This is a genomic window from Aquimarina mycalae, from assembly GCF_029906345.1.
Lineage (GTDB): Bacteria > Bacteroidota > Bacteroidia > Flavobacteriales > Flavobacteriaceae > Aquimarina.
On record NZ_JARYGY010000002.1, the window covers coordinates 366,616 to 380,805 of the forward strand.

General features: G+C 33.2%; 11 protein-coding genes and 1 riboswitch. Of the genes, 1 reads left to right on the forward strand and 10 read right to left on the reverse strand.

Going from position 1 to position 14,190, the window contains the following annotated elements:
• Positions 1 to 5: 5 nt before the first annotated feature.
• The 10 genes from QBK95_RS06280 to QBK95_RS06320 form a co-directional block, all read right to left on the reverse strand.
• Positions 6 to 2,096 (reverse strand): ferredoxin-like domain-containing protein, encoded by a 2,091-nt coding sequence (locus QBK95_RS06280; protein ID WP_280931698.1) that lies wholly within the window; start codon positions 2,094 to 2,096, stop codon positions 6 to 8.
• A 109-nt stretch (positions 2,097 to 2,205) separates the two neighbouring features.
• Complete coding sequence (locus tag QBK95_RS06285; RefSeq protein ID WP_280931700.1) at positions 2,206 to 3,453, reverse strand: sulfate adenylyltransferase subunit 1; 1,248 nt, start codon at positions 3,451 to 3,453, stop codon at positions 2,206 to 2,208.
• A 120-nt stretch (positions 3,454 to 3,573) separates the two neighbouring features.
• Positions 3,574 to 4,512 carry a sulfate adenylyltransferase subunit CysD gene (cysD, locus tag QBK95_RS06290; RefSeq protein ID WP_280931702.1) on the reverse strand — a complete coding sequence of 313 codons (939 nt, stop codon included), beginning with the start codon at positions 4,510 to 4,512 and terminating at the stop codon, positions 3,574 to 3,576.
• 50 nt (positions 4,513 to 4,562) lie between these two features.
• The gene (locus tag QBK95_RS06295) at positions 4,563 to 5,189 is read right to left on the reverse strand and encodes a phosphoadenosine phosphosulfate reductase domain-containing protein (RefSeq protein WP_280932289.1); all 627 of its coding nucleotides are present in this window, start codon (positions 5,187 to 5,189) and stop codon (positions 4,563 to 4,565) included.
• A gap of 29 nt (positions 5,190 to 5,218) precedes the next feature.
• Positions 5,219 to 5,485: a DUF2061 domain-containing protein gene (locus QBK95_RS06300; protein WP_280931703.1), complete on the reverse strand. Its 267-nt coding sequence runs from the start codon at positions 5,483 to 5,485 to the stop codon at positions 5,219 to 5,221.
• A 268-nt stretch (positions 5,486 to 5,753) separates the two neighbouring features.
• Positions 5,754 to 6,932, reverse strand: coding sequence for a trans-sulfuration enzyme family protein (locus QBK95_RS06305; protein WP_280931705.1), 1,179 nt, complete (start codon positions 6,930 to 6,932; stop codon positions 5,754 to 5,756).
• The gene (locus tag QBK95_RS06310; protein ID WP_280931708.1) at positions 6,929 to 7,354 is read right to left on the reverse strand and encodes an OsmC family protein; all 426 of its coding nucleotides are present in this window, start codon (positions 7,352 to 7,354) and stop codon (positions 6,929 to 6,931) included. Before QBK95_RS06310 ends, QBK95_RS06305 begins: the two co-directional genes overlap by 4 nt.
• Positions 7,355 to 7,486: 132 nt before the next feature.
• Complete coding sequence (thrA, locus tag QBK95_RS06315; RefSeq protein ID WP_348637325.1) at positions 7,487 to 9,898, reverse strand: bifunctional aspartate kinase/homoserine dehydrogenase I; 2,412 nt, start codon at positions 9,896 to 9,898, stop codon at positions 7,487 to 7,489.
• 13 nt (positions 9,899 to 9,911) lie between these two features.
• On the reverse strand, positions 9,912 to 10,874 hold the full coding sequence (locus tag QBK95_RS22895; protein ID WP_348637326.1) for an alpha/beta fold hydrolase: 963 nt from the start codon (positions 10,872 to 10,874) through the stop codon (positions 9,912 to 9,914).
• Between the two features lie 30 nt (positions 10,875 to 10,904).
• Positions 10,905 to 12,191 (reverse strand): O-acetylhomoserine aminocarboxypropyltransferase/cysteine synthase family protein, encoded by a 1,287-nt coding sequence (locus tag QBK95_RS06320; RefSeq protein WP_280931710.1) that lies wholly within the window; start codon positions 12,189 to 12,191, stop codon positions 10,905 to 10,907.
• Positions 12,192 to 12,312: 121 nt separating this feature from the next.
• Positions 12,313 to 12,418: riboswitch (SAM riboswitch) on the reverse strand.
• Between the two features lie 368 nt (positions 12,419 to 12,786).
• Between QBK95_RS06320 and metK the strand changes: the two genes are divergently transcribed.
• Complete coding sequence (metK, locus tag QBK95_RS06325) at positions 12,787 to 14,043, forward strand: methionine adenosyltransferase (protein WP_280931711.1); 1,257 nt, start codon at positions 12,787 to 12,789, stop codon at positions 14,041 to 14,043.
• Positions 14,044 to 14,190 lie beyond the last annotated feature (147 nt).

Below are 14,190 nucleotides of genomic sequence, written 5' to 3' on the forward strand. Positions count from 1 at the left end.
AGGTATTACACATTTTCTACTTCTAATGCTCTAAATGCTTGCACTTTTTGTAAAAATTGCCCTGCTTTTTTAATATAATCCACTGCAAAATCTCTGTTTGGTGCATTTTTCTGAAGTTGATATATTAAATCTGCAAACGTTCCTTCGAGGTTAATCTTTCCGCTAGCTACAAATTCTTCGTCAAATTGACTTATGATTCCAGCGTGCGTATTGGTCTTTTTATTCTCTGCTAGTAATAATGCCTTCGCAGAATTTACTAACGAACTATATGCATGATATACTGCATCAGAATATATTTCATCCTCAAATGATCTTTTTGCATTTTCAATTTTTTCTTCACTCTCTAAAAACAATGTAGCAATTAAATCAATAACTACACCTGCACATTCTCCAACTCCTATGGCCTTTACATATTCCTCTTCGGTTCCCCAATCAATAAAATCTTCTTGGGTAAGATTATCTACATTAGACAAGTCTGTCAAGAAATCATAAAAATACTTCTCTCCTTTATTTTCATAATAATCTACAAAAGTCTTACCGTTTGCATTTTCTTCAAAATCATTAAGAATTCTGCGTAATGCTTCTGGTCCTCTTCTACTTGGAATTTTCACTACTTTATCTGCAAAACGACCTTTTCCGTTACCTAGATTTCCTCCTCCTAGCAATACCTGTAATGCTGGAGCAACCAGTTTATCTTTAGTTCTTACAGACATTCCCTGAAAACCGATATTTGCCATGTTGTGCTGTCCACAAGCATTCATACAACCACTGATCTTAATGACCAGATCCTCTTTTTCTAAATATTGAGGATACTCGGTTTTAATAACTCTTTCTAATTCTTCTGCAATACCTGTACTACTGGATATACCTAAGTTACAAGTATCTGTACCTGGACAAGCTGTAATATCAATTGCTTTGTTGTATCCAGCTTCTACAAACCCAAGTTTCTCTAATTCCTGATAGAAAAACGGAAGTAACTCTTCTTTTACAAAAGGAATTAATATGTTTTGACGCAGCGATAATCTAATTTCTCCAGCAGCATATTTCTCCACTAGATTTGCAAGTAATCTTGCTTTATCTGTATAGAAATCACCTAATAACACTTTAATTCCTATAGCAACATATCCTTCTTGTTTTTGCTGAATTACGTTTGTAGATTTCCATAAATCAAAGGCTTTTTGATCTGTAATTTCTGATTTTGGAGTTTCCACAGAAACAGGAACTGATGCAACATAGGCTTCAGCATCTATTGCAACAGTTTTTTGAGCAATCGCATTTTGTTCTGCTTCTACTAATTCCTTAAAAGCTTCAACACCTATATCTTTTACCAAAAATTTCATTCTCGCTTTGGCTCTACTTTTACGTTCTCCATGACGATCAAAAATTCTTAATACACCTTCCATTAATGGAATAATTTTATTAGATGGTAAAAAGCTATATAATTCATCTGCATGTCTTGGTTGAGAACCTAATCCTCCAGCCAACATTACTTTAAATCCTCTTACTCCGTTTTCAATTTTGGCGATAAAACCAAGATCGTGCATGTATGATAATCCTGTATCTTCTTCAGTTCCTGAGAAAGATACTTTGAACTTACGCCCCATTTCTTGACATATTGGATTCCTTAAAAAGAAACGAAACAATGCATCTGCATAAGGAGATACATCAAAAGGTTCTTTTGGATCGATCCCAGCTGTTTCTGAAGCTGTTACATTACGAACTGTATTACCACAAGCTTCTCTTAAAGTCACATCATCTTTCTCTAATTCTGCCCAAAGCTCTGGTGTTCTATTTAGATCGACATAATGAATCTGAATATCCTGACGTGTAGTGATATGCAATCTTCCTCTGGAATACTCATCCGACACCTCACAAATTCTTCTTAATTGATTGCTTAATACTTTACCATATGGTAATTTAATACGAATCATTTGCACACCTTCTTGTCGCTGCCCATAAACTCCACGAGCCAAACGAAGGCTACGAAATTTCTCTTCATCAATCTTCCCTTTATGAAATTGCTCAATCTTATTAGCTAATTCTATAACGTCTTTTTGGACAATCGGGTTTTCTATTTCTGTTCTAAAACTTTGCATTTTTTTTCGTATTTCAACCTTTAAAAAAAGGATATAGTTATGACTTTTGTGTAAAGGTTTTTAATTCTAAAAATTCTTGTTTTTTTCTTCTCAGCAACAAGGCTTTTATCTATTCAATAAAGCCTACTCCTGAAGTATTATTGGTTTGAGAATCTATTAATATAAATGAGCCTGAAGCTTTATTCTTACTATAAGAATCAATTGCTAATGGTTTACTTAATTGTATCTGTACTTTTCCTATTTCATTAAGACTTAATGAATTTTTAGCAGTATCTTCTCCTGAAAAATCTGTTGCCACTGTTCCGCTAATATTTTTTACTTTCGCTAAAATTCTACTACTCCCACTCTGAATAAAATAATTCGTTCCAGGATTTAAATCTCTATTATCCATCCAACAAACGGTAGCATTTAATTGCTTTTCTACTCTTGGTTTTTCTGATGACTTCACAATCATATCTCCACGACTTACATTTACATCATCTTCTAATGTGATCGTACAAGAGCTTCCTCTACCAGCAGTATCAAACTTTTCATCAAAAAAGAAAATCTCTTTTACCTTTGAGCTTGTTAAGGATGGTAAAATGGTTACTTCATCACCAATAGAAAGATCTCCTCCATACAATTTACCAGCATATCCTCTAAAATCATGAAATTCATCTTTTTTAGGACGAATCACAGTTTGTATAGGAAAACGAACTTCTGCCTTTTCATATACATCCTGAGCATCTAATTCTTCTAAATGTTCTAGTAACGTTTGTCCATTATACCAAGGAGTATTCTTAGATTTATCAACTACGTTATCTCCTTGTAATGCACTAACTGGAATAAAGGTTATATGCTGTTCTTTATAATCGCTTTTTGCTATTAGTGTTTCAAAATCAGATTTAATTTTTTCATATTTCTCTTGAGAAAAATCTACTAAATCCATTTTATTAACAGCTACGATCACATCCTTAACACGTAATAAATTATTGATAAAAAAGTGACGATATGTTTGTTCAATTACCCCTTTTCTAGCATCCACCAAAATAATTGATGCTTGAGATGTAGAAGCTCCTGTAACCATGTTTCTGGTATATTCTATATGTCCAGGAGTATCTGCAATGATATAACTTTTGGTTCTTGTCGAAAAGTAAATATGTGCTACATCAATCGTGATTCCTTGCTCACGTTCTGCTACCAAACCATCCGTTGCTAAAGAAAAATCCAAGTAATCAAAACCATTGGCTTTACTTCTAGTTTCAATTGCTTCTAATTTATCCGTAGTTAATGACTTTGTATCATACAAAATACGCCCAATCAAGGTACTTTTACCATCATCTACACTTCCTGCTGTTGCTATTTTTAGTACGTCCATTCCCTTTTTATATTAATCCTTAGGTGGATCTAGTTTTTTAATTCAAGTTTCTGTTAAGCTATGGATTCCTGTTTACATTGCTACAAGCTCCATATGATTTTCTGGAATTACACAAAGACATTAAAAGTATCCTTGTTGTTTACGTTTTTCCATGGCAGCTTCAGATCTTTTATCATCTATTCGTGCTCCTCTTTCTGAAATTGTAGATTCTCTAATTTCTGACACTACTTTATCTATTGTAATCGCATCAGAAAGCACTGCCGCAGTACAAGACATATCTCCTACTGTACGGAATCTCACTAACCTTTCTTCTACCAACTCATCATCTTCTCTATGCACCACTTCATCTTCTGCAGACCAAATCATACCGTCTCGAATAAAAGTCTTTCTTTTATGAGCAAAATATATAGAAGGGATTTCAATTTTTTCTTTTTGGATATAGCTCCACACATCTAATTCTGTCCAATTACTGATCGGAAATACTCGTACATTCTGACCTAGATCAATTTTCCCATTAAGATGATCAAATAATTCTGGTCGTTGATTTTTTTCATCCCATTGTCCAAAATCATCTCTAACCGAAAAAATACGTTCTTTAGCTCTGGCTTTTTCTTCATCTCTTCGAGCTCCACCAATTGCAGCATCGAATTTAAATTCTTCTAATGCATCTAACAGTGTGGTTGTTTGCAGACTATTACGACTTGCATATTTTCCTTTCTCTTCGATAACTTTACCTTGATCAATAGAGTCCTGCACATTACGAACTATTAATTCTACTCCCAATTCTTTGACTAAACGATCTCTAAACTCAATAGTTTCTGGAAAATTATGTCCCGTATCTATATGCAATAGCGGAAAAGGTATTTTACCTGGATAAAAGGCTTTCTGAGCCAATCTTACCAAAGTTATAGAATCTTTTCCCCCAGAAAAAAGTAATACTGGTTTCTCAAATTGAGCAGCAACTTCTCTAAAAATGTAAATCGCTTCACTTTCTAAAGGGTTTACTTTCAGCACTTTTGCACTCACAACTTGTTCTTTTATTTGTTCAATTACTTCCATGTAATTTAGTCTTTTTTTTAATAGTCTTTTAATTTGAATAATAAACTATTTTAATTCGTATGTAAACCACATTCTCTATTACCTAATACTTTTGTAGGATCAAAATACTTAAATTCATTTGGCAAATCGTGCTGCTTTAAATACACATCTAATTCTGCATCACTATAATAATAAAAAGGACTTACCTTTAAAACTCCATCACTTCCTACACTAAGAATATCTAATGAATCTCTTAAAGCAGTTTGACCCTTTCTAAGATTTGTAAACCATACATCTGGTTTAAAATCAGACATCGCTCTTCTAAATGGTTCTAACTTTACTTGTTCCGTAAATTCTTTATGTTTTGGATCTTCTATATCGGGAATCCCCATAACTACATCTCTGTGAGCAGATGTCTGCTGAGGCACATATAGCTTAACATTAAGAGATAATACATCAATAACTTCTTGTGCATGCTTATATGTGTTTGGCGTATTATATCCAGAGTCACACCATATCACAGGTATATCGGCTAATGACTTAGCACAAACACTAAGAATTGCAGCTTCATAAGGTCTAAAATTAGTTGTAACAATTGGAGTTTCCGCATTTAAAACTGCCCATTGTGCGATTTCTAAAGGAGTTTTCTCCTTTAGCACTTTATTTAAATCTTCTATTTCTTTTTCTGTAAATTTCATTCTAGGTTTTTCTTTTTCTAAAACAGCAATTATCTTCCCCATTTTACGCGATTCCAAATTCTTTCATGAAAGAAATACAAAATCATTTTTGTTATAAAATCAATCGATGCTATAGAAGTTGCTAGTGCTATTTCACCAGTTAACACATAAGAAACTATTAATGTATCCAACGTACCAACTACCCTCCAACTTACGGCCTTAGCTATACTTCGCAAAGGTTTTTCTGAAGTCTTATCAGTTTCGTACGATGTTTTCTTCGTAGCAACTTTATCTAATATCATTTGATCTACAATCATTTTTAAATTTTAAAACCTATTATCCTATCGGAATAGTAGATTATTAAACAAATGTATACATAAAAATCTATTAATAGACGTTAACACCTTGAAAAAATAGCTAGAAATGAAAGAATTATGATATTATTAATAAAAACCCTAGTAAGTTAGTAGATTATTACATAAATCTAAAAACTCTTAACTATATTTCTATTTCAAGAGGAATATTAAGAGTTCAAAACACTTAGAACCATACGATTAATAGGAGTTTCTCAACTTTTTTGTTTTATTAAATTGCTTCTAAGGCTTTTTCCAGATCTGCAATAATATCATCTATATGCTCCAATCCTACAGAACATCTTACCATTCCGTCTGTAATTCCAACCGCTAATTTATCTTCTACAGCAAGTTTGCTATGTGTAGTAGAAGCTGGATGTGTTACAATGGTCCTGGTATCTCCTAAATTTGCAGAAAGCGAACACATCTGTATATTATCAAAAAACGTTCTACCACCTTGTACTCCATTTTTCACTTCGAAAGCCACAATATTCCCTCCTAATTTCATTTGTTTTTTAGCCACTTCATATTGAGGATGAGATTTTAAGAACGGATACTTAACCCAATTCACCTTAGGATGTGACTGCAAATATTCTGCTAATTTATGAGCACTTTGACAATGACGATCTACTCTCACAGCTAATGTTTCTAAACTTTTGGATAACACCCAAGCATTAAAAGGAGATAATGCGGGACCTGTATTACGCGAGAATAAATATATTTCTCTAATCAATTCTTTTTTTCCAACAGTCACTCCTCCAAGTACACGTCCTTGTCCATCAATTAATTTTGTTGCCGAATGAATCACCAGGTCGGCTCCAAATTTAATAGGATTTTGCAAGTACGGTGTTGCAAAGCAATTATCAATAATCAGTAAAAGATTATGTTTTTTTGCAATCTTACCTAACAATTCTAAATCTAAAACATCTACTCCAGGATTGGTTGGAGATTCTGCATAAATGATTTTAGTATTAGGCTTAATCAAAGATTCTATTGTAGCAACTTCACTTACTGGAAAATAACTAGTTTCTATATTCCATTTAGGAAAATATTTGGTAAACAATGAATGTGTAGAACCAAATACTGATCGTGCAGACACAATATGATCTCCTGCATCTAGTAAGGCTGCAAATGTAGAAAAGACTGCTGCCATTCCTGTTGCAAATGCATAACCATCTTCTGCTCCTTCAAGTTTGCAAATTTTATTTACAAATTCTGTAGTATTAGGGTTACTAAATCGACTATATAGATTGCGATCTTTCTCTTCTGCAAATGCTGCTCTCATCTCTTCTGAATCTTCAAAAACAAATCCCGAAGTGAGATACATTGGAGTAGAGTGTTCTAAAAACTGTGTTTTTTCAGTTTGCGTTCGAACGGCTTGGGTCTCAAAATTTTGACTATCTAAACTCATACTTCTTCATTATTAACCACTACTTTATATTTTATAGTAGCCGTTGGCTCTAATGTTTTAGACACAGAACAATACTTCTCGAAAGATAATTGAGCTGCTCTTTTTGCTTTTTCTGGAGCTATCTCTCCTTCTAAAAAGACCGTAACCTCAATTTCCTTAAAAGGTTTAGCTCCGTCTACCTCTACTCTAGAACCATCTACTTCTGCTCTATACGAAGTAATTTCTTGTCTTTGTTTTTTTAGAATAGAAATCACATCAATAGCACTGCAACCAGCTACTCCCATAAGCACATATTCCATAGGGCTTGGTGCTAGATCATGTCCTCCTACCTCAGCTTTACTATCTATATGAGTTACATGTCCTCTTTCGTTCTTTAGTTCGAAATGATAATCGTTATCTATTCTTTTTAGCTGTATTTTCATTATATTTTTATTTTGGCGTTCTCTGATTTTGATCAGAGTCGGGCTTTATGCTATATCTTTTCTGTCTTACTTCTCGACTACGCTCGAAGTGACAAAAAAGGATGCCGCGTCAATCCCTAACGCAATTAATTTTTATCCTTTTTCGGTTAATCTTAATATATCACCAAAAACACCTCTTGCTGTAACCGCTGCTCCTGCTCCTGCTCCTTGAATTACAATTGGTTGATCTCCGTATGATTCTGTATATATTTCGAATATAGAGTCGGATCCTTTTACCTGTCCTAACGCACTACTCTCTGGAACAGATACCAATTTCACATCCAAAACACCTTTTTCTTTAAACAAATCACCATGTAAATCTCCAATATACCTCAACACATGACTAGGGTTTTGTGATGACTTTATGTCTTCGTACACAACATCCAATTCTTGTAATCTATCCAAAAATTCTTTGGCTTCTCCAGCTCTAAGTGCTTCAGGAATCAAATTATGAATATTGACATCAGCAAATTCATTACTAAGATCTAGTTCACGGGCTAAAATTAGTAATTTTCGTCCTACATCGTTACCACATAAATCCTCTCGTGGATCAGGTTCAGTAAATCCTTTATCAATGGCCTCTTTCAATACCTCACTAAATGGTCTATCTTCTTTAGAAAATGTATTGAACAAATAACTTAAGGACCCTGAAAAAACACCTTTGATTCTAGTGATATTCTCTCCAGATAAATGCAACAACCTAATCGTATCTATTAATGGTAAACCAGCCCCAACATTAGTCTCATACAAATATTGCTTTTGATGTTCTTCTAGTTTCACTCTTAATTCTTTATAGAAATCAAAACTTAATGTGTTTGCTACCTTGTTTGAGGAAACCAAATCAAATCCATTAGCCACCAAAGTAATATAATTATCCGTAAACTTTGCACTTGCTGTATTGTCAATAGCGATTAAATTTTCTAAATGATGCTGCTCAGCGAATCGAATTACATCTTGTATTTCGTAGGCATTCCCTTCTTTTATATTTGATCTCCAAGAAGTATCGATTCCTTTATTGTTTAAAAGTATTTTTTTAGAATTTGCAACTGCAAAAATATTCAGATCAATCCTCTTTCTTTTTTCAATTACTTTGGCTGATTCTAAAATCTGATCAATCAATGTCCCTCCAACTAAGCCATGGCCAAATACAGCTATATTAATTTTCTTTGCTACACCAAAAATTTCTCCATGAATAACATTTAGGGCTTTATGTAGTTGATGCTTATACACAACTAAACTTACATTTTTGCCCGTAACTGTGTTATTAAAAAGCAGTGGGACCACCTGATTCTTAATCAATGAATTATAGGGTTTATGAAATGTACTTAAATCTTGTCCAATAATAGAAATTACGGAAACATCATTCTCTACAGTAATTGTATTTACATCTCTTTTATAGAAATCCGCTTCGAACTCTTGTTCTAAAACTTTTTTAGCCTCTACCGCCCTATCTGCTGCTACAACCAATCCAATCCCTCTTTCTGAAGAACCTTGCGAAATAATACTGACACTTATGTTTTTATATGCCAAAGCTTTAAAAATTCTTGCATCTACACCTACTTTTCCTAAAAGACCTCTTCCTTCTAAATTTACCAAAGAAACATTCTCTAAAACAGAAAGCGATTTAATTCCTTTCTTATTTGTCTCGGCTGTAATTAGTGTTCCATTATTCTGATGATCAAAAGTATTTAAGATACGTAACGGAATATTTTTTTCGATAAGAGGAATAATAGTTTTTGCATGTAAAATATTGGCTCCAAAATATGCCAATTCATTAGCTTCCTTAAAAGACAGCTTTTCTATCTTCTTTGCATCTGCCACTAAATCAGGATTTGCGGTATAAATTCCGTTTACATGTGTAAAATTCTGGAGCTCTTCTGCATCTAGGTAATTTGCTAATAAAGCAGCGGTATAATTACTACCATTTCTACCTAATGTTGTAGTTTCATTATTGGTATTAGAAGCTATAAATCCAGTTACTATATTGACTGTGGTTCCATTATATTTTTTAAAATGGTTTACAACATTCTCTTTAGATAATGTATCCAGTGGTTGAGCCTCGCCAAATTTACCATCTGTTTTTATTAACTCCCTACTATCAGTATAATTAGCATTGATTCCTTTCCCTTTAAGAATATGCGTTAATAATTTAGCCGAAATAACTTCTCCTTGCGACAGTACTTGATCTTTTATTCTTTTACTATAATCTCCCAGCAACGAAACTCCTTCAAACAACTTATCTAACGTCTCAAACTCTTTATCCACATTAAAATTTTCATAATCAGCAATTTGATATTTCTTAAAAGTTTCTAATTCTTCTACGTAACACTGACTATTTGCTGCTTTATTCAATATCGTTTCTAATTCATCCGTTGTTTTGCCTCTAGCAGAAAGTACCACAGTAATTAATTCACCATTATTGACTTTACTTTCTATAATATCGATCACTTTATGAATACCTTTACCATTCGCTAGTGATTTTCCTCCAAATTTTAAAACCTTCATCTTAATACAATTTTTAAAACACATCTTTTAATAACTCAGCTAATTGATCAAACTCTATCAGAAAGGCATCATGCCCATGAACAGAATCAATAATCTTGTGAGTTACATTTTGTTTTACTTTCAATAATTCTTTATACGTAATTTCATCCTCTGCGGCTGTAAAAAATCCATCAGAATTCACACTAATTATATGAATATTTGATTCTATAGTTGATGCTACATCTTTAAAGCTTCTCTCCCCTTTAGTGATATCAATATTTGCCAAAATATGATTCAATCCTTTATATGCAGAAAGGGTAAATCGGTCGTTCAGTTTTTTTCCATGATGAAATAACCAACTTTCCATGTTGTACATGCCTTTCTCTGCATTATAACTTCTATCAAATTTTTGTTTGAACGATTCCGGAGATCTATAAATTAACATTGCGTGCAATCTTGCATCATGAACAGGGTTATTAGAATTTAACAAAATCTGTTCCTGTATCAAACAATTTGCCTTCAACCAGTCAGTAGATTTCCAATCGGTCGCTACAGGAATCAAATGCTCTATTAATCCAGGTTCTAATGCTGCAAGCTCCCATGCTATTCCTCCTCCTACAGATCCTCCAATAGCAGCATACAGACTCTTAATATTTAATTGTTCTACAGCTTTTCCAAAAATTCCCGCTATATCTCTAGCATTAAAAATCTTGTAATCAGAAAATAAATTACTGTTATTTATATCATATCCATTTCCTGGAATATTGAATGACAATACTGTATACTTATCTGTATTAATACATTTGCCTTTACCAATCAGACCATTCCACCAACCATCTTCACCACAGACATTAGAATTCCCTGTAAGTGCATGATTAACTAAAACAACTGGTGCCGTATGTAATTCTTTACCAAAAGTTTCATAGGTCAACATTAAGGAACTTAGATGTTTTCCTTTTGATGTTTTATAATTTGATATTTCGACTTCCTGAAGCATATATTCCTATCTAAGAGAGAAAATTCTTTATTACACGGTCGCTTTTGTTTTTTCGAAAGCAGCTTTTAAATCTATTTTTAGATCTTCTATATTTTCTAGTCCGACAGAAAGTCTAATTAAATCTTGTGTTACACCTGTAGATTCTTGTTGTTTAGGAGTTAGTTGTTGATGTGTAGTACTAGCTGGGTGTATAATTAAAGATTTAGAATCTCCTATATTAGCTAATAAAGAAAAAAGTTTAGTTTCATTAGCAATGGTCTTAGCAGCATCAAATCCTCCTTTTATTCCAAAAGTTATGATCCCACTTTGCCCTTTAGGTAAATACTCTTTTGCTAATTGGTTATATACATCACCTGTCAATCCAGGATATTTAACCCAACTTACCTGATCTTGATTTTGTAACCATGTTGCTAGGGCTAATGCATTTTCACTGTGTTTTTTAATTCTGATCTCTAATGTTTCTAATCCTTGTAAGATTTGAAAAGCATTAAATGGGCTCAATGCAGCTCCGTGATCACGTAATCCTTCAATTCTAGCCTTTGCAATAAAAGCAGCAGCTCCCAAGGCCTCATGATATACCAATCCATGATATCCTGGTGAAGGCTCTGTAAATTCAGGAAATTTACCACTAGACCAATCAAATGTTCCAGCATCTATAATTACACCTCCCAGAGAGGTCCCATTTCCGCTAATATATTTTGTCAATGAATGAATTACAATATTAGCTCCATATTCTATAGGATTTAATAAAGCAGGTGTAGCCACCGTATTATCAACAATTAAAGGTACTTTATAAGCTTTTGCTTCGGCAGAAATCGTTTTGAGATCTAGTACATCCAACTTCGGGTTACCTAGTGATTCTACAAAAAATGCTCTTGTATTTTCTTGAACTGCGTCTTTAAAATTCTTTGCATTTGATGGGTCAACAAAAGTTGTAGTTATACCAAACCTTGGTAATGTAACATTTAAAAGATTATAGGTTCCACCATATAAACTACTTGATGCAACGATATGATCGCCTGCCTTTAACAATGTTAATAATGTTGTATTAATTGCTGCGGTTCCCGATGCTGTAACTACACCAGCAATACCACCTTCAAGCGCTGCCAAACGTTGTTCTAAAATATCATTGGTAGGATTATTGAGTCTAGTATAAATAAATCCAGCCTCGGATAAATTAAACAAGTTAGCTGCATGATCTGCATTATTAAATACATACGAAGTGGTTTGATAGATAGGTATCGCTCTTGTTCCTCCGTTTACGGTAACATCATGACCAGCATGTAAAGCTTCTGTTGCAAATTTTTGTGCACTCATAATTTTCTATTTTAAATTTTAATAATTAAATAAAATTCAAATACATCAAACACTGTATTAGTGTATGGTATAGAAAATTAAAAAGAAAGGAAACGACAAATACAAGAAATGTAATTGTATCGAGTTATCTTCTTCGTCAATGACGAATAGAATTTAGCACCTTCTTTACGAATAAAGGGTTGCTAAGGTTTCATAGGGTCTATTCCCTCCACCTTTCTTAATAACTTACTAATATGTATAAGAAACTTCGGGGACAAAGCTAATAATTATTTTTAAACAAAAAACTATTTAAATTAAAAATTGTTCTAAACTGAAAAAACCTGCTTAAAAAACTTCTTTTATTCAAAGAAAATTAATGATACGTTAAATCCTTTTGAATATTATCATTTTTTTTACCTTTGCCGAAATAGTTGAAGGGATAGATTTGACTGATTGCAACCCTAAAAGCTGAATTAACAATGTTTTAAATATAGCTATTGAATTAATTCAGTAAATAAATGCTAAAGCAGTTCGATAAAATATCATTCTCGTCGAAAGCTTCTTATTGCAATCCCGTCTTATTTATTCGAGTTTATTCTATAATAAAACAAAAAGAATGGCATATTTATTTACTTCAGAAAGTGTATCTGAAGGACATCCGGATAAGGTAGCAGATCAAATTAGTGATGCATTATTAGATAACTTTTTAGCTTTTGACAAAGATTCAAAAGTGGCTTGTGAAACTTTAGTAACTACAGGTCAGGTTGTATTAGCAGGAGAGGTTAAATCCAAAACATATCTTGATGTACAGCACATCGCAAGAGAAGTAATTAACAACATTGGATATACTAAAGGTGCTTATCAATTTAGTGGAGATTCCTGTGGAGTAATTTCTCTTATCCACGAGCAATCTCAGGATATCAACCAAGGTGTTGACAGAGAAACTAAAGAAGAGCAAGGAGCTGGAGATCAAGGAATGATGTTTGGTTATGCTACTAAAGAAACCGAAAATTACATGCCTTTGGCATTAGATATTTCTCATAAAATCCTTATCGAATTAGCTAAACTAAGAAGAGAAGGTACTGAAATTCCATATTTACGACCTGATTCTAAAAGTCAGGTTACTATCGAATATAGTGATGATAATGTCCCACAACGTATTGTGGCCATCGTAGTATCTACACAACATGATGATTTTGATATTGATGATGAAGTAATGCTTGCTAAGATTAAGAATGATATCGTTTCTATCTTAATTCCAAAAGTAGTTGCACAATTCCCCAAATATGTTCAAAAACTTTTTAATGATCAGATAACGTATCATATTAATCCTACTGGTAAATTTGTAATTGGAGGTCCACATGGAGATACTGGTCTTACAGGACGAAAAATTATAGTAGACACTTATGGAGGTAAAGGAGCACATGGTGGTGGAGCTTTCTCCGGAAAAGACCCTAGTAAGGTAGATCGTTCTGCTGCATATGCATCTAGACACATTGCCAAAAACCTAGTTGCAGCTGGTGTAGCTACAGAAGCACTTGTACAAGTTTCTTATGCAATTGGAGTTGTAGAACCAACTTCTATTTTTGTAGATACATACGGTACCAGTACTTTAGGAATAACAGATGGAGAAATTGCAGATAAAGTAGCTAAAATATTTGATATGAGACCTGCTGCTATTGAAGAACGCCTCAAATTACGTAATCCTATATATCAGGAAACCGCAGCTTATGGGCATATGGGTAAAGAAGCTAAATTAGTTACTAAAGTATTTGAAAGTCCATACTCTGGAAAGGTAGAAAAAGAAGTTGAACTTTTTACCTGGGAAAAGTTAGATTATGTAGATCAGGTAAAAAAGGCTTTCAATATCTAATTTTATCATTAATTTACCGTAAATTTATGGCCTCCAATACTTTATGATATTTGATTTAGTTTTAATACACTAATCGGATACTATAATAGAACCTACGAATACTAAATAACCCGAATACTTGTTATTATTAACAAATACCTTTGGGTT

Coding starts and splice junctions, on each gene's coding strand:
- QBK95_RS06295 (WP_280932289.1), bottom strand. CDS start 5,189: ATGAAATTTACAGAAAAAGAAATAGAAGATTTAAATAAAGTGCTAAAG.
- QBK95_RS06310 (WP_280931708.1), bottom strand. CDS start 7,354: ATGAAAATACAGCTAAAAAGAATAGATAACGATTATCATTTCGAACTA.
- QBK95_RS06280 (WP_280931698.1), bottom strand. CDS start 2,096: ATGCAAAGTTTTAGAACAGAAATAGAAAACCCGATTGTCCAAAAAGAC.
- QBK95_RS06305 (WP_280931705.1), bottom strand. CDS start 6,932: ATGAGTTTAGATAGTCAAAATTTTGAGACCCAAGCCGTTCGAACGCAA.
- QBK95_RS06285 (WP_280931700.1), bottom strand. CDS start 3,453: ATGGACGTACTAAAAATAGCAACAGCAGGAAGTGTAGATGATGGTAAA.
- QBK95_RS06300 (WP_280931703.1), bottom strand. CDS start 5,485: ATGATTGTAGATCAAATGATATTAGATAAAGTTGCTACGAAGAAAACA.
- cysD (WP_280931702.1), bottom strand. CDS start 4,512: ATGGAAGTAATTGAACAAATAAAAGAACAAGTTGTGAGTGCAAAAGTG.
- QBK95_RS06320 (WP_280931710.1), bottom strand. CDS start 12,191: ATGAGTGCACAAAAATTTGCAACAGAAGCTTTACATGCTGGTCATGAT.
- metK (WP_280931711.1), top strand. CDS start 12,787: ATGGCATATTTATTTACTTCAGAAAGTGTATCTGAAGGACATCCGGAT.
- thrA (WP_348637325.1), bottom strand. CDS start 9,898: ATGAAGGTTTTAAAATTTGGAGGAAAATCACTAGCGAATGGTAAAGGT.
- QBK95_RS22895 (WP_348637326.1), bottom strand. CDS start 10,874: ATGCTTCAGGAAGTCGAAATATCAAATTATAAAACATCAAAAGGAAAA.